This is a genomic window from Salipiger sp. H15 (assembly GCF_040409955.1).
Taxonomy (GTDB): Bacteria; Pseudomonadota; Alphaproteobacteria; order Rhodobacterales; family Rhodobacteraceae; genus Salipiger.
In genome coordinates, this window is the sequence record NZ_CP123385.1 from 727,501 (window position 1) to 748,122 (window position 20,622).

Annotated in this window: 17 protein-coding genes, 1 tRNA gene and 1 pseudogene; 10 read left to right on the forward strand and 9 right to left on the reverse strand. The window is 64.7% G+C overall.

The genetic code is table 11. The features are described from left to right. The first annotated feature begins 452 nt into the window (after positions 1-452). The 5 genes and pseudogenes from PVT71_RS17680 to PVT71_RS17700 all read left to right on the forward strand — a co-directional run bounded on the left by PVT71_RS17680 (position 453) and on the right by PVT71_RS17700 (position 5,802). Positions 453-1,641 (forward strand): annotated as a pseudogene (locus PVT71_RS17680) (IS3 family transposase). Positions 1,642-1,938: 297 nt separating this feature from the next. Further along, entirely contained in the window at positions 1,939-3,027 is a 1,089-nt protein-coding gene (locus tag PVT71_RS17685) for an extracellular solute-binding protein (protein WP_353475380.1), read from the forward strand. 21 nt (positions 3,028-3,048) lie between these two features. Next, a complete protein-coding gene (locus PVT71_RS17690) occupies positions 3,049-3,903 on the forward strand; it encodes an ABC transporter permease (protein ID WP_353475381.1) in 855 nt (284 codons plus the stop codon). A gap of 3 nt (positions 3,904-3,906) precedes the next feature. Next, positions 3,907-4,749, forward strand: a complete 843-nt coding sequence (locus tag PVT71_RS17695; protein WP_353475382.1) for an ABC transporter permease — start codon at positions 3,907-3,909, stop codon at positions 4,747-4,749. A gap of 12 nt (positions 4,750-4,761) precedes the next feature. Beyond that, positions 4,762-5,802: an ABC transporter ATP-binding protein gene (locus tag PVT71_RS17700; protein ID WP_353475383.1), complete on the forward strand. Its 1,041-nt coding sequence runs from the start codon at positions 4,762-4,764 to the stop codon at positions 5,800-5,802. An 86-nt stretch (positions 5,803-5,888) separates the two neighbouring features. Here PVT71_RS17700 and speB read toward each other — a convergent pair whose 3' ends face one another. Then, positions 5,889-6,962, reverse strand: coding sequence for an agmatinase (speB, locus tag PVT71_RS17705; protein ID WP_353475384.1), 1,074 nt, complete (start codon positions 6,960-6,962; stop codon positions 5,889-5,891). 109 nt (positions 6,963-7,071) lie between these two features. On the opposite strand from speB, the gene PVT71_RS17710 reads away from it, so the two are divergent. Then, the gene (locus PVT71_RS17710; RefSeq protein ID WP_353475385.1) at positions 7,072-7,989 is read left to right on the forward strand and encodes a LysR family transcriptional regulator; all 918 of its coding nucleotides are present in this window, start codon (positions 7,072-7,074) and stop codon (positions 7,987-7,989) included. A gap of 880 nt (positions 7,990-8,869) precedes the next feature. On the opposite strand, the gene PVT71_RS17715 is transcribed toward PVT71_RS17710, so the two are convergent. Next, on the reverse strand, positions 8,870-10,306 hold the full coding sequence (locus PVT71_RS17715; RefSeq protein WP_353475386.1) for a DUF6880 family protein: 1,437 nt from the start codon (positions 10,304-10,306) through the stop codon (positions 8,870-8,872). Between the two features lie 165 nt (positions 10,307-10,471). Further along, positions 10,472-10,783, reverse strand: a complete 312-nt coding sequence (locus PVT71_RS17720; RefSeq protein WP_353475387.1) for an ETC complex I subunit — start codon at positions 10,781-10,783, stop codon at positions 10,472-10,474. A gap of 232 nt (positions 10,784-11,015) precedes the next feature. Between PVT71_RS17720 and uvrB the strand changes: the two genes are divergently transcribed. Beyond that, positions 11,016-13,214: an excinuclease ABC subunit UvrB gene (gene uvrB, locus PVT71_RS17725; protein ID WP_353475388.1), complete on the forward strand. Its 2,199-nt coding sequence runs from the start codon at positions 11,016-11,018 to the stop codon at positions 13,212-13,214. A 75-nt stretch (positions 13,215-13,289) separates the two neighbouring features. Here the strand turns inward: uvrB and PVT71_RS17730 are convergent, their stop codons facing one another. Further along, positions 13,290-13,583 carry a hypothetical protein gene (locus PVT71_RS17730; RefSeq protein ID WP_353475389.1) on the reverse strand — a complete coding sequence of 98 codons (294 nt, stop codon included), beginning with the start codon at positions 13,581-13,583 and terminating at the stop codon, positions 13,290-13,292. A gap of 140 nt (positions 13,584-13,723) precedes the next feature. Further along, positions 13,724-13,990, reverse strand: a complete 267-nt coding sequence (locus PVT71_RS17735) for an I78 family peptidase inhibitor (RefSeq protein ID WP_353475390.1) — start codon at positions 13,988-13,990, stop codon at positions 13,724-13,726. A gap of 119 nt (positions 13,991-14,109) precedes the next feature. Here PVT71_RS17735 and PVT71_RS17740 point away from each other — a divergent pair, with 119 nt between their 5' ends. Next, entirely contained in the window at positions 14,110-14,520 is a 411-nt protein-coding gene (locus PVT71_RS17740) for an excinuclease ABC subunit B (RefSeq protein ID WP_353475392.1), read from the forward strand. A 34-nt stretch (positions 14,521-14,554) separates the two neighbouring features. On the opposite strand, the gene PVT71_RS17745 is transcribed toward PVT71_RS17740, so the two are convergent. The 3 genes from PVT71_RS17745 to PVT71_RS17755 all read right to left on the reverse strand — a co-directional run bounded on the left by PVT71_RS17745 (position 14,555) and on the right by PVT71_RS17755 (position 17,873). Next, the gene (locus PVT71_RS17745) at positions 14,555-15,091 is read right to left on the reverse strand and encodes a DUF308 domain-containing protein (protein WP_353475393.1); all 537 of its coding nucleotides are present in this window, start codon (positions 15,089-15,091) and stop codon (positions 14,555-14,557) included. 88 nt (positions 15,092-15,179) lie between these two features. Further along, positions 15,180-16,271: an AI-2E family transporter gene (locus PVT71_RS17750; RefSeq protein WP_353475559.1), complete on the reverse strand. Its 1,092-nt coding sequence runs from the start codon at positions 16,269-16,271 to the stop codon at positions 15,180-15,182. 75 nt (positions 16,272-16,346) lie between these two features. Next, the gene (locus tag PVT71_RS17755; RefSeq protein WP_353475394.1) at positions 16,347-17,873 is read right to left on the reverse strand and encodes a phospholipase D family protein; all 1,527 of its coding nucleotides are present in this window, start codon (positions 17,871-17,873) and stop codon (positions 16,347-16,349) included. Between the two features lie 407 nt (positions 17,874-18,280). On the opposite strand from PVT71_RS17755, the gene PVT71_RS17760 reads away from it, so the two are divergent. Further along, positions 18,281-18,358 (forward strand) — tRNA-Arg (locus PVT71_RS17760). Positions 18,359-18,437: 79 nt separating this feature from the next. Here PVT71_RS17760 and PVT71_RS17765 read toward each other — a convergent pair. After that, positions 18,438-19,178, reverse strand: coding sequence for a GntR family transcriptional regulator (locus tag PVT71_RS17765; RefSeq protein ID WP_353475395.1), 741 nt, complete (start codon positions 19,176-19,178; stop codon positions 18,438-18,440). A gap of 181 nt (positions 19,179-19,359) precedes the next feature. Between PVT71_RS17765 and PVT71_RS17770 the strand changes: the two genes are divergently transcribed. Continuing rightward, positions 19,360-20,604 carry an ABC transporter substrate-binding protein gene (locus tag PVT71_RS17770; protein ID WP_353475396.1) on the forward strand — a complete coding sequence of 415 codons (1,245 nt, stop codon included), beginning with the start codon at positions 19,360-19,362 and terminating at the stop codon, positions 20,602-20,604. The last annotated feature ends 18 nt before the right edge of the window (positions 20,605-20,622 follow it).

Consider the following 20,622-nt stretch of genomic DNA (forward strand, 5'->3'; position numbering starts at 1 on the left):
TAGAAGTGGAAGGCGCGGACATGGCGGCCAAGCGCCGGTGATCCGCTCGGAGGGCGGCCAACTCTCCCGGCTGCGACGAGCGCTTCCATTCGGAGGGCGGCCCTCCAAGGAACTGGACGCCGAAAATGCGAAGGGCGCCCAGTGGGCGCCCTTCGTGTAGATCGCGGGAAAAACTCAGGTGTCTCTTACACCCTCTGTAGAACTACTTTGAGTTTTTCCCAAGTCGAGAAATCTGCCAGAAAATCCACGCAATATCAAAAGCCTGAAAGTTTTCCTGAAAAGCGGCAAGCTGAGATTTTCCCGTGTGAAGGCTAAGTTCTTCCCGAAAATGCGCGTTTCCAGGGTCTGCACATGAAAAAAGGGCCCGCGAAGCGGACCCTTGATGACTGACCTGCTCCCCTGAAAAGTCCGCGGTTTGAGGTTAGCCTGTTCTCGAAACGAGGAGACAGACGATGCGGAAAAGCCGTTTCAGAAAAGAGCAGATCATTGGCATCCTGAAGGAGCACCAAGCCGGGATAGGCGCCAAGGAGCTCTGCCGGAAGCACGGCGTCAGCGATGGCACGTTCTACAAGTGGCGCTCGAAGTATGGGGGCATGGAAGTGTCGGAGGCCAAACGGCTGAAGGCGCTTGAGGCCGAGAACGCGAAGCTGAAGAGTTGGAGGGATCAGCAAAGGCCCCAGTGGGGCGTTTGCCCCGAACAACGCTCGCGGAGCAGATGCTCGATGTCGCCACGCTCAAGGAGATGCTGGGAAAAAACTTCTGAAGCCCGGTGCAAGGCGGCGAGCTGTGGACTGGGCCATGCAAGAGAAGAACTACAACCAGCGGCGGGCTTGTGCATTGGCCGGGATCGACCCGCGTGTCTATCGGCGTGGATCAACCAGGCCTGCAGACATCAAGTTGCGAGAGAGGTTGAAGGAGCTGTCCGGCGAACGGCGTCGCTTCGGCTATCGAAGGCTGCACCTGCTTCTTGGCCGCGAAGGCTGGCAGGTGAACTGGAAGAAGCTCTATCGGATCTACCGTGAAGAAGGCCTGACAGTGCGCAAGCGCGGCGGTCGCAAGCGCGCGATCGGAACGAGGGCGCCGATGGCGATCCCGCAGGGGCCGAACCAGCGATGGTCCCTGGACTTCGTCTCGGACAGCCTGTCGGATGGGCGCCGGTTCCGTGTGCTGTGCGTCATCGACGACTACAGCCGGGAATGCCTGGCAACGGTCGTGGACACCTCGCTGTCTGGGCTGCGCGTTGGCCGTGAGCTCGACAGCATCGCTCGGGTGCGCGGCTATCCATGCATGGTGGTCAGCGAGCGAGCCTTGTCCGCCATTGGTCCGAGGACAATGGCGAGCGGCACGGAGCTGACCTCGAACGCCATCCTCAAATGGCGGGAGGAGCGCCGGGTCGAATGGCACTACAACGCTCCGGGAAAACCGATGCAGAACGGCTTCGTCGAGAGCTTCAATGGACGGCTGGGTGACGAATGCCTCAATGAGCACCTGTTCGCCAATCTGCGCCACGCCCGCGACCCGATCGACGCGTGGCGCGACGACCACAACCATCACCGCCCCCACACGAGCCTCGACGCGCTCACTCCGTGGGAGTATCACCAACGGTCAGTAGAGGACCAAACCCTGAACAGAGCGAACTAAAGAACGCGGACTCTATGGGGAGCAGGTCATATGCAAAGCGCGCAAACCATGGCGCCCTCAAGGTGCCTGACGGATACAGGTACGAGAGCTTTCGACCTGCCACGAAGACACATCGATGTTGCCGAAGGAGCGCCCCCACCGCATAGGGGCTCTCAGCGGAAAGCGGCTTTTTCAGCCGACTATTAACATGCAGAAAAATGCAACTAATCTTCCTCTCTTTGCCATTTATCGCACGATCAATTTGCGGAGGAGTGGGCGCAATAAGCCACTAGGCAAAACCAACCGGGAGTTCTGGACGTGACCTACGCATTGACGAGACGCAGCCTTCTGAAGACCAGCGCCGGGGCCGCCGCAGCCCTAGCCGCGCCTTCGATCCTGTCGGCCGGAGATATGAAATTTGCGGGCAAGGAAGTGCGGCTGCTCACCTGGTCCGACAATACCGGCCTCGCGGTGCTTGAAAACATCGCCAAACCGTTCGAGGAGTTGACCGGGGCGAAGGTGATCGCAGATCGAACCGGCTCCACCTCCGAGATGGTCGCGAAGCTGCGCGCCGCGGGCGACAAACCGCAATATGACATCATCACCCTTGCTGGTGTCGGTGCGGTTGAACTGGCCGGCGACGGGCTCTTGTCGCAGCCCGATCTGGATCAACTGCCGAACCTTGCCGATGTCGATCCGCGCTTCCGCACCGGGGCGGATGGCCACGGCATCGGGTATCTCTTGTGGACCGGCGGGCTGATCTACAACACCAAGACCTTCAAGGAGCCGCCGAAGTCCTACGCAGAGATGTGGGAGGCCGCGCATTCCGGCCGCCTGTTCCTGCCGCCGGCGACATGGACGGACGCGCTGGACACCATCTTTGCGACTGGCAAGCTGCTTGGCGGTGACGGCTCCAATGCTGAGGCTGCCTTTGCCAAGCTCGCGGATTTGCGCCAGAACCTGCTGACCTTTGGCGAGAACCCGGCGCAACTCTCCGAACTGTTCCGCTCTGATGCACTGGACATCGGTGGTGTCTACGCTCCGGCCTTCTTCGCCGACGAGCTGGCCAATCCGGAGAAATCCAACATGGGCGCGACCTATGATGTGGAGGAAGGCTTCTTTGCCGATCTGATGTACACGATCATGCCGAAGGCCAAGCCCGGTGCGGATGATGTGGTCCATGCCTTCATGAACTTCACGCTCGACCCCAAAGTGCAGGGCGTGATGGCGGAGGCCGTGCTGAACGGGCCGATCAACCAAAAAGCCGAAATGAGCGAGGCCGCCAAGGCGAGCCCCTTCATCGTGAAGCCCGAACAGCTCAACGAAAAGGCGATCGTGCACGACAAGACCTTCATCGCGGACGTGCGAGAGCAGTGGATCACCCAATATCAGCAAACGCTGTCCTGATCCCGAAGGCAGAGACCTGACGTGTCCTCCACAACACTAACCCAAAAGCAGGCGCTGGCATTCGCGGTGCCTGCTTTTATCGCCTTGCTGCCCTTCCTGGTGGCTTGCCTCTACATCTTGCGCTTTTCGCTTTCTGCCGAGAAAGGTGTCATCGAGGGCTTCTCGTTGCAGGCGTACGGCGACCTGATGACGCCATTTTTTGGTCGCTCCGTCTGGCTCACGCTCAGGCTCGCCCTGGTCGCCAGCGTCGTCGTGATGATCCTCGCCGTGCCGCTGGCCTTTCTCTTGACCAGCCTTCGCAGCACCGTTGCGCGGCGGGTTCTGACGGTGACCATACTGCTGCCGATGATCCTGAACCTTCTGGTGCAGGCCTATGGCTGGATCTTGCTGTTGGGCCCATCCGGCGCGCTCAATACGGTACTGAAGTCGCTGGGGCTGATCGACCGACCGCTGTTTCTGCTGTTCAACGAAACTGGGGTACTGCTGGGCCTGATCCAGACCTCGCTGCCCTTGGCCGTGTTCCCGATTGTCGGCGCGGTGCGCGCCGTGTCGCCCGAATACCTGGAGGCAGCCAGCTCGCTCGGGGCCAACCATTGGCGCATCCTGCGCGATGTGACGCTGCCGCTGCTGCGACCTGCGCTGGTTGGGGCTGCCTCCATAGTCTTTGCCTTCAATGCCAGCGCCTTTGCCATTCCGCTGCTCCTGGGCGGGCGACGGGTGCAGATGATGGGGGTGGCGATCCGCGACATGATCTCGCCGCTGTTCAACTGGTCCGGAGCCGCGGCGGCCGGAACCATCCTGATCTTGCTTACCGTTCTGGTGCTGCTCGTTTCGGCCTGGCTGGTGCGGATCACCTCACAGAAAGCCAGAGGCTAGACCATGCGTGTCGCTCTTTTGCCCACCGAAGCCGGGGGCAGCTACCGTTTGACCATCCTCGCCCTTGCGACCATCGGCCTGCTGGTCTCTGCCCTGCCGGTGCTGGTGGTGGCGACCATGTCCTTTTCCGCCTCCGACACCTCGGGTTTTCCGCCGGAGAGCTATTCCCTGCGTTGGTACGGGGACGTGGTGCGCATGTTCCTCGAAGAGGACACTTCCAGCGCTCAGTCAGTCGTGGATTCGACCCTGACCAGCCTGCTCATCGCGCTGATCGTGATGGTGATCTCCACCGTCGTGAGCGTTCCCCTCGCCTATGCCTTGGCTCGGGGCGAACGCCGTGTGCGCGCTGGCATGGAACTGCTGTTCACCCTGCCTCTGGTCTTTCCCCTGGTGATGCTCGGCATTGCCTTTCTGCTGATTGCCGAGAGCCTCTCGCTCGATCTTGGCCTCTGGCGCATCGCCATCCCGCATGTCGTGCTGGTCTTGCCCTTTGTGCTACGCAACTGCCTCAGCGCGATGAATGGCATCAGCGTCGAGATTGAAGAGGCCGCCATTTCGCTTGGCGCCCCGCCGCTGCGGGCGATCTGGGATGTGGTGGTGCCGTTGATGCGGGCAGGCATCCTCGCCGGGCTGATCTTCGCACTCATCATCAGCTTCAACGAATTCACAATCACCTTCTTCATGTACACGATCGACGTCAGCACGCTGCCGATCTGGATGTACAGCCGCACCGTGTCTTCGCTGGATCCTTCCACCCTGGCCCTGTCGGTCTTCATCATTGTCGCCGATGTGCTGCTGATCGTGCTTGTGGACAAGCTGATCGCGGGCAAAGGCAATCTCTTCTGAAGGAGCGTCGTCATGAGCGATACCCACCTCCACATCGAAAGCGTCTCCAAGTCCTTCGGCACGGTCGAGGCGCTGAAAGACGTGCACCTGAAGGTGCAGCGCGGCGCCTTTGTCTGCCTTCTGGGGCCTTCGGGCTGCGGCAAGACCACGCTCCTGCGCATCATCGCCGGGTTTGAACGGCCCAGCAGTGGCCGCCTGCTGCTGGACGGCAGCGACATCACCCAACTGGCCCCGCATCGGCGCGGGTTCGGCATGGTGTTCCAGTCGCTTGCACTCTTCCCGCAAATGTCCGTCGCCGAGAACATCGCCTACGGTCTCAAGCTGCGCAAAGCCTCGCGCAGCGAGCAAAAGGACCGGGTCGAAGAGCTGCTGAACGTGATCGAACTGCCGCATATCGCCGACCGTCCGGTCTCGGCCCTTTCCGGTGGGCAGCGCCAGCGGGTGGCGATTGCTCGGGCGCTGGCGATCCGGCCGAAACTGTTCCTGCTCGACGAACCCCTGTCGGCGCTGGATGCGAAACTGCGCGACAACATGCAGATCGAGCTTCGCCGCCTCCAACAGCGCTTTGGCGTGACCACCGTGCTGGTGACCCACGACCAGACCGAAGCGATGATGCTCGCCGACGAGCTCGTGGTGCTGAGCCACGGCGTCGTGCAACAAGCTGCCAGCCCCTCCGAGGTGTACCGCCACCCCGCAACGCCGTTTGTTGCGGATTTCATCGGGTCCGCCAACCTGCTTCCCGCGACCGTCACCCAGAGCCACACGCTGGCCTTGCTGGGTATTGATACCGGCCTCTCGATGTCGAACCGGTCCGGCGGTGCATTGCGCGCCGCCGTGCGATCCGAGGCAATCTCGCTCACGCGGGTATCTGGCGATGCCGGCACCGGCACCGTGACCTTTGCCCGCGATCTCGGCCCTGTGACCGAATGGCTCGTTCAGGCGCAAGGCCATGAAATCCGGGTGCGCGGAACCTCGCATGCGGCGGCACCGCAAACCGGCGACCAGGTGGCGCTGCAGTTTGATCCCGAACGGATTTCGGTCTTCGCAGAGTGATCCCTGGCAGATATGTCGGGCCGCCTCCCGGCAGCCCGACATTGCGCGCGCGGTACGGATCCCTCCGTCCGCGCGCCTATTTCGCCTCAGGCCTGCTCAAGCGCTGTCACGTCGCATCCTACCGATGGCAGGGCGGGCGAGAATTGCATAAGGCTCAGGATCTCGAAGAGCATCTGGGCGCCATTCTGCGCCGTGTTGGTCGTCGGATCATAGGCCGGGGCAACTTCTACCACATCCCCCCCGATGAAGTTCACGCCTTTGAAGCCCCGGATCAGCTTCATCGCCTCGCGGGTGCTGAGCCCGCCAACCTCCGGCGTGCCGGTGCCGGGGGCGAAGGCCGGATCAAGGCTGTCGATGTCGAAGGACAGATAGGTCGGGCCCGTCCCTACGATGTCGCGGGCGGTGGCGATGATCTCGGGCAGGCGCTCCTCAGTGATGTCTCGCGCTTCGATCACTGTCATCCCCGACAAGGTCGAGAATTCCCAGATGTACCCAGCCGCGCCGCGGATGCCGATCTGGATGCACCGGTCGGGGTCCAGCACCCCATCCAGAACCGCGTTGCGAAACGGACCGCCATGGTGGAACTTCTCGCCCTCGTATGCGCCGCCCGTGTCACAATGGGCGTCGATATGGATCATGCCGACTGGCCGATCCCGCCCGAGAACCCGCAGGATGGGATGAGTGATCGAATGGTCACCCCCCACCGCCAGCGGAATCACGTTCTGGGTCACGATCTGTGTCACGAAGGCTTCGATGTCCGCATGGCTCTGGCTCAGGTCAAATCGACTGCGAAAGGGCACATCGCCGATATCGGCCACGGCCATCTGATGGAGCGGTGCGGTCTCCAGCGCGTCGTTATACGGGCCAACGCGTTCGATGGACCGCAAGGCCCGCGGGCCAAAGCGCGATCCGTTGCGATTGGTGACGCCGAGATCCATCGGCACGCCAAACAGAGCCACCTGCGTGTCGGCCAGATCGTAGGCCTGTCGCTGCGGCGCATCCAGCAGGGTCGGAACGCCGGAATAGGGCGCCGGACGCCGCCCGCCTTCTGAGAAGATCAGATCCGCAATCCGTTGATATTTCTCGGTAAAAATCGTTCCGCCATCCGCCGCACCAAATTGCGCGCGCAGGCGCTCCAGTTTTTCTACTCGGTTTGTCACAGCTGCACTCCTTGCCTAAAACACAACTTTTCCGCGCCGTCGTTTGTTCGTAAAAGGAGATAAGTAAACAACTTAACTTGCGGAAATCTGCAAGGAACGGGAGCATCTCATGGCTCGCAGGAAGAGCGTCTTTTCCGGCAATGTGACCGAAGCCGATCTTAAACTGATGCGGGTGTTCAAGACGGTGATCGCCTGTTCCGGCCTTTCGGCGGCGCAAGCGGAGTTGGGGGTCGGCGCGTCCACGGTTTCCCGGCAGATCTCCGACCTCGAAACCCGCTTGGGCGTACGCCTGTGCCACCGGGGCCGTGGTGGTTTCTCCCTGACCCAACAGGGCCGCATTGCCGAGGCGCATATCGATCGCCTGCTGTCGGCCGCAGAGGAGTTCGCCACCAATATCGCTGAGCTCAACAAGAGCCTGACCGGTCAAATCAACATCGGCATGATCGACTATACCGTGATCGACCCGCGCAACCCGCTTGTCGCGGCGATCCGCGACTTTCGCCAGATCGCCCCCGCCGTCAATGTCAGCTTGATGACCGGGACCCCGGCCGAGGTCGAGCGCGGCGTTATCGACGGCAGCCTGCACATCGGCATCGTGCCGGACTATCAACGCCACCCGAGCCTGACCTACGAAAACCTCTATAGCGAAGAGGTCGGTCTATATTGTGGCGGTAATCACCCCATATCCCTGCGCTTGCGGAACGGCGACGGTGTGTCCCGCGCGGATGTGGTGAAACACTCTCTCGTACACCGAGGCTATTTCGAGAGTGATCGATTGCGGCAACTGAAGAAGCCCTTCCCGGTGGGCACGATTGCCTATCAAACCGAAGCGGTGATGGCGCTGGTGGGTTTCGGGCTCTATCTCGGGTTCTTCCCCTCCCATTGCACCCAGACCACACAGTTCGAGTTCCAAGAGGTGCTGCCGGAGGAGTTCGGCTTCTCGACGCCCATCATGGCAATCTGGCGATCCGACAGGCACCAATCCCAGATCCTGCAGGAGTTCCTTGACCTCATCGTATCGGGCTAGGGTCTAGACGCCACTTCTGCGCGCTTGCGGTAGGGAAAACAGAGGCCCAATCAAGCGCAACCACGCTCTCGAGCAGGTGCCGGAAGAGATCGATGTCAAAGGACCCACCTCCGATCACTTGTGGGAAGCTGCAAGCAGGGTCGGACGCATAGCTTTTCCCCGTCACGTGAGGTCTCTGACAAGCCGGTCGCTGATCCAAGCTGAGAATAATCCGGTAGAGGTCCACCGCCGGATCGGGAACGGCCGTGGTGTTTCTTGTTCCTAATGCTTCGAACAACCGAAATATCCGCAGCGCTGACCTCCGCCCCCGCCGAGGCTCGCAACCGCAGCGAACGGCAGCTTCGAATGGCAGCGCTGCAGCATGCTGAGATGGTGCCGAAGGTCGGGTCAGGGCCGGAAGTGCCGGACATGCTAGTAGTGACGCCCCCAGGCGGAACGACAACTACCTGCGGATAATTTTGAAAAGGTTTCTGGTCGGGCGAGACCAAGCATATCAGCAGAACAACCTCCTGCGAAGCCCCTCCTGAGCAAATGTGGTTTGCCAAGGGGCGGTCTGCGGGAACAATATTCCAAGATTTCGAGCCACTTTTTGGTTCGCAGAGTTTTTCAACACAATCTGCGCAAAGGTTTCATTCTAGGAATACTTCTTTAGGGTCGAACAAGGCTCTGGTCAGTGGGGTGTCGGCCTCGAGCAACTGGCAGTCTTGAACTCAGTGCCGTCGCGCATCGCCGCGGCGATAGCGCTGGATGCCCGGCAAGCCTTAAAGCCGCGGACAGTCGATCCTAGCCAGGAGCGCTCGAAATGGCAGCTCTCCGCACGCAGATCGAATACTCAGGCATGACTAGGAGCTGCTGTCGACCACGTCATGACCCGCGGGGGTTACCCTTCCCGCAGACGCTCCCAGAAGGCCGATTTCCTCGCATGGGCTTTGCGCAGCGCTTCAAGATAGTCCGCGTGCGACAGATGCATGCCATAATCGAGGATCTCGGCATCCGCGGCAGCACAGTCCATCAAGTGCCGGGCGGCGTGGCCGTAGCGTCCGGAGCGGGCTTTACCCAGCGCGAAGTCGATCATCGCGCCCCACAGCAGCACGGCGGCGAGCGGATGAGTCTGGGCGAGGGCGTCGGCGAGCGGGGTGAGAGTCTCATACACGTCGCCGTCGATCTCCTCGCTGTGGGCCTCGATCAATTCAGCCGCTAGCGGCAGGTCGGGGGCCTGCAGGCAGTAGGCCAGCGCCTTCTCGACGGGTTTGTAGGCGAGGACGATCCGGCGCGCCGCGTCCTCGGCCTCGATGTCCTCGAAGTCGGGCAGCAGCTTGAGGTGGCGGCGCAGCGCCTCGGGGCAGAGGCGGCGCTCGAAGCGGTGCCAGAGCGCGGCCCGCAGGTCGTCCTTGCGGTCGAGCGCCTCGAGGCAGGCGAAATGCGCCTCGTCCAGTTCGGGCGTGTCGAACCACGGATCACCGCTTTCTCCGCGCAGGGCGGCCTCGATCAGGCGCAGCGCGTCCTCGGGGCGGCCCGCCGCCAGCAGCCGGGTCGCGGCGGAGGGGGCGATCGTCGAGTAGGTCAGCTGCTCGGCGGTGTATTGCGCGAGCCAGCTGTCAACGTCGCCCTCGGCATCGGCCACGTCCTGCAAGATCATCTCCGCCGTACGGTTGCGACCGGCGAGGGCGCGCTCGGTGCAGGCATCGCGGTCGGAAATGAAGTCGTAGCGGGCGAGGTCGGCGCCCGTCAGCGGCGCTTCGCAGGCCGCTTCGGCCAGCGCCTTGAGGCGGGACAGGCCGGTGCCACCGAGCGCCTCGGCCAGTGCAGGTACGGCGTGGTCGAAGGCTCCATAGCCTTCGCCCGAGATCGCCTCGAACACGGTATCGGCAAGCGCCACAGGATCCTTGTCCAGCCTCGGCGCAAGCCGTGCGATCGCCGCCATCACCTCGCGCATGACATCGCCGATGGTGCCCCAGCTGTCGTCGGTACGCTCGTGGATGCCGGCGGCGAGCTGCAGTTGCGCCCAGAGAAGGTCGAAGGCCGCGTCTGGGGCATCTGGCGCAATGTGGGTCTCGATTTGCGTCGTCAGCTCCGCCAGTTCCTGCGCCATCTTCTTCTGCGCCTTGCGGGAAATGTAGCTGCGACCGCGGCGGATCGAGGCGAAGCGTTTGCGCACGTCGGCGGTGATCGCTTCTGGCCCCAGATCGGCGGAAAGCGCCATGCGCACCCGCCGCTGGCGTGCCGCGTCACCCTTCACCGCCTCGAGCAGCAGGTCGGCCAGCGTATCGGCGCCCAGTTCAAGGAGGTTCTTCTTGTTCAGCGCCTTGCCTGCCATCGGGAACCTCCTCGTATGCAATAGCCTTGCGCCGGATCATGCGCCCAGCCACGCGCTTTGCAAGCATGCGCTAGATATGGAAAGGGCGCCCAGTGGGCGCCCTACATGTAGTTCCCGGGAAAAACTTAGCCTTCCATGGAAAAAACTCAGGTGTCTCTTACACCCTCAGTGGGTCCACGCCCCGCGCCGGTCCACTGCGAAGTTTTCGGCGTAGCCGCGGGCGCGCAGGTTGGGCTTGCGCTTGTTGGGCTCGTTCACCTGCGCCTCGATGCCGTTCTCGGCGGCATAGGCCAGCGCGGCCTCCTTGCTGTCGAAGGTCAGGCGCACCTGGCTCTGCGTGTCCGACGACGAGGTCCAGCCCATCAGCGGGTCAACCTCGCGCGGCGAGGCGAGGAAGAACTCGAGGATCCAGTTCCTCGTTTTCGCTTGTCCCGAAGACATGGCCGTCTTGGCCGGCTGGTAAATCCGTGCGCGCATGGAATCCCTCCTGACGTTCTCTGGCGTTATCTTGAATTTATGATGGCGGGGCAAGAGATCGCGGTGCGGCAGTGTGGCAAATCTTCGCGAACCCTTGCGTCTTGCTCATAGAAGAGGAACATTCCGTGAAAATGCCACGCCTCCCGACCCGAGTCCCGATCCGCCCGGCACCCGGATCCCCTTGAAAACGCCCTGCCGCGCGACACGTCTTCCAGGCGCCCGGAGATCACCCATGCCCTATGCCCATTCCGACAAATCGACCCCGATGATGCACGCCCCTGCCCCGGATGTCCGGACGCGGGAAAAGCTCGAGGGCGGCATCAGCTTCCGCATGCAGACCGAGTTCTCGCCCGCGGGCGACCAGCCGACGGCGATTGCCGAGCTGGCGCAGGGGGTGCGGGACGGCGAGCGCAGCCAGGTGCTGCTGGGCGCCACCGGCACCGGCAAGACCTTCACCATGGCCAAGATCATCGAGGAGACGCAGCGCCCGGCGATCATCCTCGCGCCCAACAAGACGCTGGCGGCGCAGCTCTACGGCGAGTTCAAGGGCTTCTTCCCGGACAACGCGGTCGAGTATTTCGTGTCCTACTACGACTATTACCAGCCCGAGGCCTACGTGCCGCGCTCGGACACCTATATCGAGAAGGAATCCCAGATCAACGAGCAGATCGACCGGATGCGCCACTCGGCCACCCGCGCGCTGCTCGAGCGCGACGACGTGATCATCGTCGCCTCGGTCTCCTGCATCTACGGCATCGGCTCGGTCGAGACCTACGGCGCGATGACCCAGGATCTGCATGTCGGCAGCGAGTACGACCAGCGCAAGATCATTGCCGACCTCGTGGCGCAGCAGTACCGGCGCAACGATGCTGGCTTCTCGCGCGGGGCGTTCCGGGTGCGGGGGGACAGTCTCGAGGTCTGGCCCGCGCACCTCGAGGACCGGGCGTGGAAGCTGTCGTTCTTCGGCGAGGAACTGGAGAGCATCACCGAGTTCGACCCGCTCACCGGCGAGAAGACCGGCAGCTTCGAGCGGATCCGCGTCTATGCCAACTCGCACTACGTGACGCCCAAGCCGACGATGCAGCAGGCGGTCATCCAGATAAAGAAGGAGCTGCGCCAGCGGCTCGACCAGCTCGTCGCCGAGGGCAAGCTGCTGGAGGCGCAGCGGCTCGAGCAGCGCACCAATTTCGACATCGAGATGCTGGAGGCCACCGGGGTCTGCAACGGCATCGAGAACTACTCGCGCTACCTCACGGGGCGCGCACCGGGCGAGCCGCCGCCCACGCTGTTCGAGTTCATCCCCGACCACGCCATCGTCTTCGCCGACGAGAGCCACGTCTCGGTCCCGCAGATCGGCGCCATGTACAAGGGCGACTACCGGCGCAAGTTCACCCTCGCCGAGCACGGCTTCCGCCTGCCCTCCTGCATGGACAACCGCCCGCTCAAGTTCGAGGAATGGGACGCGATGCGCCCGCAGTCGGTCTTCGTCTCCGCGACCCCGGCGAACTGGGAGCTGGAGCAGGCGGGCGGCGTCTTTGCCGAGCAGGTGATCCGCCCGACCGGCCTGCTGGACCCGATGGTCGAGATCCGCCCGGTGAAGACGCAGGTGGACGATCTTCTCGACGAGATCCGCAAGGTCGCCGCGAACGGCTACCGCACGCTCTGCACCGTGCTGACCAAGCGCATGGCAGAGGACCTGACCGAGTACCTGCACGAGCAGGGCATCAAGGTGCGCTACATGCACTCAGACATCGATACCATCGAACGGATCGAGATCCTGCGCGACCTGCGGCTCGGCGCCTTCGACGTGCTGGTGGGCATCAACCTGCTGCGCGAGGGGCTCGACATTCCCGAATGCGGGCTGGTGGCCATCCTCGACGCTGACAAGGAAGGCTTCCTGCGCTCCGAGACCTCGCTGATCCAGACCATCGGCCGCGCCGCGCGCAACGCCGACGGGCGGGTGATCATGTATGCCGACCGGGTCACCGGCTCGATGGAGCGGGCGCTGGCCGAGACCGAGCGGCGGCGCGAGAAGCAGATGGCCTACAACGTTGAGCACGGCATCACCCCGGCGACGGTGAAGAAGAACGTCGACGACATCCTTGCCGGGCTCTACCAGGGCGACGTGGACATGAACCGCGTGACCGCCACGATCGACCCCAAGCACCAGGGCTCGAACCTCGCGGCGGTGCTGGACGGGCTGCGCACCGACATGCGCAAGGCGGCCGAGAACCTCGAGTTCGAGGAGGCGGCCCGACTGCGCGACGAGATCAAGCGGCTCGAGGCGGTCGACCTCGCGATCCACGACGACCCGCTGGCGCGGCAGTCGGCGGTCGAGGCGGCGTCTGAGGCGGCGGTCAAGACCCGCGGCCGCTCCACCGCGGGACGCCCCGGCCAGCACGGCGGCAACGTGAAGCGGCGCAAGCGCTGAGCCCAAACCTCCGGACATGAAAAAGCCCCTCTCCACGGCCGGTGGAGAGGGGCTTTCCGTTTGGGGCGTCAGCGATCAGCTGTCGTTCTTCTCGTCCGGCGGGGTCACCTTGATGTCGGGCAGGGTGACCTCGGCCTCCTTGGTGTCGACCTCGACGTCGACGTCGGGAACGGTCACGCTTTCGGTCTTGGTGCCGACCTCGACCGAGCCGACCTCGGCATCGACCTCGGGCAGTTCGCCCCCGTCGACCGAGACGTCCACGTCGGGCAGGCGGCCCTCCTTGGTGACGTCGAAATCGATCATGTAGGCCCCGACGCCGATCACGACGGCAGCGGCGGCGACGAGGGCAACGATGGATCCGGTACGCATGTTCAGTTCCCTTCCGTTCTTGTTTCGGCGCGGGTGCGCCGTGATGTTCGGTAAAGGAACCGTGAGACCGGCTTGATGGTTCCGGAAATATTCTCCGGAACCAGCGTGTTAGATTGCGCGTTCAGGCCCCGCGCCAGCGGTCATCCGCAGAACACCCGGAGGATCTGCCCGGCGCTGTCGGTCTCGATGTTCATCCGGTCGGGGCGGAAGTCCATGGTCATCGGCTGGTTCGGCCCGAGGATGCGCAGCTTCTCCCCGGCGGTCAGGCCGAGCTCTCCGACCGGCTGGCCGATGCGGGTCTGGTAGGCGGCGGCGCCGCAGGTGTCGTCCTCGACCTTGGTCTCGGCCTCGCTGCACGCGGCCAGCCCGGCGCAGAGGCCGAGGATCATCGCGATCCGTTGCATCATCGTCCCGTCTCCTTCGCTCGTTGTGTCAGACAGATAGGTCACGCTAACGTGCGTTCCAATGTCCGGCCGCGCCGAATCTCGTGCTCGACCGGTGACTTGTTCGGAGGTAGCCTTTCCCCATGCGCCGTCTGCTCCTCATCTCCCTTCTTGGCCTCGCGGCCTGCGGAACGCCCTACGAGCGTTGCAACAGGGATGCGGCCAATCTCTACAGCAAGGCGATGCAGGAACGGACCGAGATCGCCAAGGATCTGGCGCGCGGCTTCACCTACAGCACCGACTGGGAAACCCGGATGCGCTGGGACGTCTGCGGCTCGCACCACGGCTACCTGCACTATTGCTGGCGCCGCGACACCGAGCCCGTCACTCGTCGCGTTCCGGTCAACCCCGAGGAACTTCACCGCCGCGACGCCGAGCTCGAGGCGCAGCTGCCGCAGTTGCGCCGCGACGCCGCCGCGGGACAGGCCGAGTGCCGCCGCCGCTATCCCGCCGAGGTCGAGGCGGCGGTGCCGCCGCCCGCCTCCGCGGGCTGAGCGGGACCCCCGGGCGGGGTCCCTGCCCTGTCCCTCAGGTGTTCACCTTGCGCAGCTCGGGATGCTGCTTCAGCACCAGTCCGAAGGCGACCATCGCCGCGCCGGTCGACAGCAGCTCGACCGCGAGCAGGACCCCCAGCACCACCGCCGCCGAGGACGGGAAGTTGGTGAAGATCATGATCGCCAGGATCACCGAGATCGCGCCGCTGATGAGCATCAGGAGCTTGTAGCGGCTGTCGGCCACCGAGAAGGCGTAGATCACCTTGGCGACGCCGCTGACCAGGAACATGATCGCCGCGACCATGGTCAGCGAGACCAGGCCCTCGAGCGGATTGGCAAGGAAGCTGATGCCGAGCCAGAGGTAGATGATGGTCATCAGGATCGCGAGCAGCCGCTCCTTCATGCTGGTCACGCGGAAGATGCTGATCGCCTGGATGACGCCGATGATCAGGAAGAACCAGGCGACGATGGTCTGCGCGGCGATCGAGGCGGCGAAGGGGTTGAAGAGCGCGATCACCCCGCCAAGGATGCTCGCGATACCGAGGATAATCCACAAGAGCCAATGCTGCATTTCCAAATTCCCTGAATGTCATCCGACATAGTGTGCCGGTGCCCTGACGGTGCGCCCGGCCCCTCGTTCTGTCAACTATTGGTTAACGCTAGGGAAGTTTGCGCGGCAGCGCCGCGGCCGGGGCGGGCCGCCCCGGCGCGTCGACCCGCTCGGCCAGCAGCAGCGCCAGCCAGCGGGTCTTGTCGAAGCTCGCCAGCACGATCGCGAGGATCGAGGTCAGCGGCACCGCGAGGATCGCGCCCGGGATCCCCCAGAGCGTCGTCCAGAGCGCGAGGGCCAGCAGCACGACGAAGGGGCTGAGGTTGAGCTGCCGCCCGATCAGCCGCGGCTCGATGATGTTGCCGAGCGCGATCTGCACCACGGTCAGCGCCGCGCCGAGCCCGAGCGTCATGCCGATCGAGGCGAACTGCGCCAGCGACAGCGCGACCGGAAAGGCCACCGCCAGCAGCGAGCCGACGTAGGGAATGTAGTTCAGCACCCCGATGACCACCGCCCAGAACAGCGCGAAATCGACGCCGAAGGCCCAGAGGATGCCGTAGGAAATCGTGCCGAGCACCACGTTGATCAGCGTCTTGAAGGCAAGGTAGCGGCTGATCTTCTCGTTGATCGCGCCGACCACCGCCAGCACCCGGGCGCTCTGCTCGGGCGAGCGCAGCCCGGCGGTGAGACGGCGCTGGAAGGAGCGGCGCTCGGCGGTGATGAAGGCGGCGTAGATGATCACCATCAGCACCACCGAGCCGAGGTTGGTGAACCCGCCCAGCACCGCCAGCGAAAAGCGCCTCAGGTTGATCTGGCCGACCGTCTCGTCCGAGATCCGGTCCCAGAGCGCGTCATTCTCGAAGTGGAAGTAGCCCGCGATGCCCTCGACCATGCCGCGCAGGTTTTCCTCGTAGGTGGGGGCCACCGCCATGATCTCGCGCACCGTCGAGGAGACGACCGCGGCCAGAACGAAGACCACCGCCGCGGCGAAGACCAGCAGCAGCAGGCGCAGGACGCCGAGCGGCAGGTGGCCGAGCACCGGCAGGCGGCGCAGCGCGCCCGCCACCGATTCAAGCAGGTAGACGAGGATCGTCGCGGTGACGATGGGAAGCAGGATCGAGCGCCCGAGCACCAGCAGCGTGCCGAAGGCCAGCACGAAGACCGTCGACAGCACCAGCGTCTGGAACGGCGTATCCCTCATCTGCACCTTGTCTCTCCTCCGGCCGGGTCCTGCCGGAGTGGGGACGATGCGGCCGGGGATGTCAACGCGGCAGGCTCAGAGCTGCCCCCCGATCGGCAGGAGCCCGGTCAGCCATGCCGTCGTCGCACGCATGGTGGACAGGATCGGCTCCGAGCGGAACAGCCGCCAGCGGTCGCCGGTGTCGTGCTCGAGCCATTGCATCCTTCCGTCCTCGCCCAGCCGCAGGTGGAAGGCCGCGTCCGGCAGCAGCCCCTTGATCGTGTCGGCCGCGGCCTTGGCGAGTTCCGGGGATTCCACGAGGATGCCCATCTCGGAATTGATCCGCACCGAGCGCGGATCCCAGTTGAACGAGCCGATGAAGAGCAGCTTCTCGTCGAGCACGAAGGCCTTGGCATGCAGCGCCGAGCGCGAGAGGCCAAGCCCCGAGAGCGTCCGGTCGGGGCGCTCCTTCTCGGCCCGCAGCTCCCACAGGTCGACCCCCGCCTCGAGCAGGTCGCGCCGGGAATGGGCGTAATGGGCATAGACCGCCGGCACGTCCGTGGCATCGAGCGAATTGGTCAGAACCGTCACGTTGACGCCCCGCTCCTCGAGCGATTTCAGCAGCGCGGTGCCGGTGTCGCGCGGCACGAAATAGGCCGAGATCACCAGGAACTCGTGCTGCAGGCTGGTCACGTAGGGCAGCATCGAGGCGGCGAAGGTCTCGGAGGCGGGCAGATCGCCCGCCGCCTTTTCCGGCGGGTCGGCCAGCAGCGTGGCGCGGGCGGCGGTCAGCGGCGGACGCTCCCGCTTGAGCTTGGCGACATGCGCGGCAAGCGCTGCGCCATAGGGTGTGGCGAGCGTCTCTTCCCGCAGCTCGGCAAGCCGCGCACGCACGGCGGCAAGGTCCGGTCCATCCTCCTTGGGCGTGATCACCGACGAGGCGGGGATGGCGTAGCGGCTGTTCCAGTAGCGGTCGAAGGTGCTGCTCACCTCGTGCACCACCGGCCCCGCGGCGAGCAGGTCGAGATCGTCGTAATTCGAATCCTCGCGGGCCGAGAAATACTCGTCGCCGATGTTGCGCCCGCCGACGATGGTCACCCGCCCGTCGAAGGTCATCGACTTGTTGTGCATGCGCCGGTTGATGCGCCGGAACTCCAGCAGCGCCGAGAGCGCCTTGCCATGCGCGCGCGAGAAGGGGTTGAACAGCCGCACCTCGATGTTGGGGTGCGTCTCGAGCGCGTGGGTCGCCTCGTCGTAGCCGCGGGTGTCCATGTCGTCGAGCAGCAGCCGCACCCGCACGCCGCGATCCGCCGCGCGCAGCAGCGCGTCGGCAAAGAGCTGGCCCGAGACGTCGTTGTGCAGAAGGTAGTACTGCGCGTCGATGCTGGTCACGGCCACATCCGCGAGCGCCAGCCGCAGCCCGAGCGCATCGATGCCATTGCCGATGATGTAGACCCCGGAGCGCCCGTCGGGGCGCTGCTCCCACTCGCGGGTGCCGCGCGTGAGCGGCGCGGACTCCCCGGCGTTCATCGCCGCCGTGACGGTCCAGGGTCCCTGTGGCGGGGCGCTGGCGCAACCGGCCATCGCGGCAATGGCGAGAAGGGCGCAAAGGAACCGGAACATGGCGGCCTCGCATCATGGGCTCGGGGGTTCAGGCTCGCCGAGGCGGGCCTCGCGAGCAAGCGCCGCGTGACACGAGGGTGTCCGAACGCGGCATTTGCGCCGCAGCCTCGGCGTCGCCACTCCCCGTCCGCGACGTCAGGAAAGCCGCGGGCGCCCCGGGTCCGCGGGCCCTGCGGCAAGCGCGAAGCCGGGCGCCGGTGCAGGCGCGCATGCCGGCCAAGCTCCACAGGTCACAGCAAAAATGCCCCCTGCCCGCTTGCCGTGCGCGCGCGCCCTCAAGCGCAAGTCCCGCGCGATCGGCAGCACGACCAGCGGCTCCCGCGCCCACTGGAGACGGTTCGGCGGACAGTCGGCATTCTGCAAATTGACATCGCTGCCGCGATCGTGAAATACACCCCCAGAAGTACGGGCCGTTAGCTCAGCTGGATTAGAGCAGGGAACTTCTAATTCTCAGGTCGGGGGTTCGAGTCCTCCACGGCTCGCCATACTTCCCCGCTCGCGCCAAACTCCACGGACAAGACGCAAGTTGCGCCCCGTCCCCGCAGCAGGCGCTTTCCAGATCCATCAGATCAGGATGCGCCGCCGCCCCTCATCCATCTCGTCCGCCGCATGGGCGCGGATCAGCTCCGAGGCCACGCGGATGTCCTCGGCGATGGCATGGGCAGCGGCCGCGCCGTCACGCGCCCGGAGAGCCTCGCAAAGGATCCGGTGATGCTCGCGCGAGTGGTGGGTGCGCGAGCGGAGGGTCTCCTCCTCGGCGGGCACCCCGGCCTTTACCCCGATGTCGTAGTTGATGATCGGCCCGGCCTTCAGCCAGAGCATGGTGATCACGTCCATCAGCGCCTGCGATCCCGAGGCGCGGTAGACCGCGAAATGCAGGTCCTTGTTCGCCGCCACCGCTTCGGCGCTGCCGTAGGCGCTGTCGAGCACCCGTTCGAAGCGCTCGGCGAGCACCTGCACCCCGACGATCTCGTCGCGGGTGGCGCGCTCTGCCGCGAGCCGCGCGGCCTCGCCCTCGTTCAGCATGCGCACGGCGGTGAGATCGGCGAATTCGGCCGAGGTCATCAGCGGCACCTGCACCGCGCGCTTGGGCGAGACATGCAGCGCGCCGCTGGCCGCGAGGCGACTCACCGCCTCGCGCACCGGCATCATCGAGACGTCGAGCCGCTCGGCCAGCTCGCGCAGCGAGAGCCTGTCGCGGGGCTTCAGAGCCCCCGAGAGCAGAAGCTCGCAAAGCGTCTCATGTACCCGGTCCGAAAGGGTTTCTCGCCGCACCGGCCGCATTCGATCAAGGCTCTCGCTCATACCTTGGGTTAACTCCTGTTGACAGGCAGAAGCCCCGTCTGCAACTGTGATCTAAGATCACAGATTTCGGGGCATGTCCGCAACCATTGTTCCTACGGCTCGGGAGGAAAGTCAGCCGTGAAGGAGCGCCGGCGCCGGCCACCGCTGTGATCCTATCAAACTGGTCTCAGGGAGGAGTACCATGACGAAGAGTCTGACGACCCGCAGAGGATTTCTGCGGACGGGAGCGGCTGGCCTGACGCTGGGCCTTGCGTCTCCCGCCTATCTGCGCGCCCAGGGTGCACCGCTGAAGATCGGCCACCTCACCCCCACCACCGGCTTCCTCGGCCCGCTCGGCGAATATGCCCAGATGGGCATCAAGCTGGCGGTCGAGCACATCAACGCGAACGGCGGCGCCGGCGGGCGACAGGTCGAGCTCATCATGGAGGACAGCGTCAACCCGCAGACCGCCTCGACCAAGGCCGAGCGCATGTTCGAGCGCGACGGCGTCGACATGATCATCGGCGAGATCTCCTCGGCCTCCTGCCTGACGATCAGCCAGGTCGCCGCGCGCTACAAGAAGTGCTTCGTCAACACCGGCGGCAACTCCGACAGCCTGCGCGGCCAGGACTGCAACCGCTACATGTTCCACGTCGAGACGCAGAACTCGATGTACGTGAACGCCGAGGGCCAGTACTTCGCCGGCGAGGGCATGGTCGACGGCAAGAACTGGTACACGCTGAGCGCCGACTACGCCTTCGGCCACGACCTGCTGGCGGCGGCCAAGGCCTTCCTCGGGGCAAATGGCGGCAACCTCGTCGGCGATGATCTGGTGCCGACCGACGCCACCGACTTCTCGTCCTACCTGCTGAAGATCCGCCAGGCCGAGCCTGATGTCGTCGCGCTCAACCTCGCGGGCACGCAGATCACCAACTTCTTCAAGCAGTACGGCGAGTTCGGGCTCGACTTCACGCTCGGCGGCTTCGGCTTCGACACCGTGTCGGCCTGGGCGACCGGGGCGCAGAACTTCCGCGGCACCTGGCCCAACGTCTGGAACCACCTCGTGCAGAACGACGCGAGCCTCGCCTTCGTCGAGGCCTTCACCGCGGCCTACGGCAAGCCGCCCGAGAACCAGGCCTGGGGCGACTACAACGCCGGGCTCATCATGGCCAAAGCGGTGGCAGAGGCGGGCGACGCCTCGGGCGACGCGCTGGTCGGCTACCTCGAAAGCGGGGAGGCCAAGTTCGACCTGATGAAGAGCCGCCCCGGCTACTTCCGCCCCTCGGATCACCAGCTGATCCAGGAGATCTACGCGATCACCGCGCTGCCGGCCTCGGAAGCCAAGAACGAGTGGGACATCTTCACCACCTCGGACCCCGTCCCGGGCCCGGACGAGCCGCTCGAGTCGCTGGCCGCCGCCGTCACCGGCGGCACCTGCTCGATGTGACCCGCGAGGGGCAGAGGC

Bases quoted from the DNA above. Each gene is read 5' to 3' on its own strand.
- PVT71_RS17740 (WP_353475392.1), top strand. From the start codon at position 14,110: ATGCGCCGTCTGCTCCTCATCTCCCTTCTTGGCCTCGCGGCCTGCGGA.
- PVT71_RS17695 (WP_353475382.1), top strand. From the start codon at position 3,907: ATGCGTGTCGCTCTTTTGCCCACCGAAGCCGGGGGCAGCTACCGTTTG.
- PVT71_RS17735 (WP_353475390.1), bottom strand. From the start codon at position 13,990: ATGATGCAACGGATCGCGATGATCCTCGGCCTCTGCGCCGGGCTGGCC.
- PVT71_RS17715 (WP_353475386.1), bottom strand. From the start codon at position 10,306: ATGGCAGGCAAGGCGCTGAACAAGAAGAACCTCCTTGAACTGGGCGCC.
- PVT71_RS17720 (WP_353475387.1), bottom strand. From the start codon at position 10,783: ATGCGCGCACGGATTTACCAGCCGGCCAAGACGGCCATGTCTTCGGGA.
- PVT71_RS17745 (WP_353475393.1), bottom strand. From the start codon at position 15,091: ATGCAGCATTGGCTCTTGTGGATTATCCTCGGTATCGCGAGCATCCTT.
- PVT71_RS17750 (WP_353475559.1), bottom strand. From the start codon at position 16,271: ATGAGGGATACGCCGTTCCAGACGCTGGTGCTGTCGACGGTCTTCGTG.
- PVT71_RS17710 (WP_353475385.1), top strand. From the start codon at position 7,072: ATGGCTCGCAGGAAGAGCGTCTTTTCCGGCAATGTGACCGAAGCCGAT.
- uvrB (WP_353475388.1), top strand. From the start codon at position 11,016: ATGCCCTATGCCCATTCCGACAAATCGACCCCGATGATGCACGCCCCT.
- PVT71_RS17700 (WP_353475383.1), top strand. From the start codon at position 4,762: ATGAGCGATACCCACCTCCACATCGAAAGCGTCTCCAAGTCCTTCGGC.
- PVT71_RS17755 (WP_353475394.1), bottom strand. From the start codon at position 17,873: ATGTTCCGGTTCCTTTGCGCCCTTCTCGCCATTGCCGCGATGGCCGGT.
- PVT71_RS17730 (WP_353475389.1), bottom strand. From the start codon at position 13,583: ATGCGTACCGGATCCATCGTTGCCCTCGTCGCCGCCGCTGCCGTCGTG.
- PVT71_RS17765 (WP_353475395.1), bottom strand. From the start codon at position 19,178: ATGAGCGAGAGCCTTGATCGAATGCGGCCGGTGCGGCGAGAAACCCTT.
- PVT71_RS17770 (WP_353475396.1), top strand. From the start codon at position 19,360: ATGACGAAGAGTCTGACGACCCGCAGAGGATTTCTGCGGACGGGAGCG.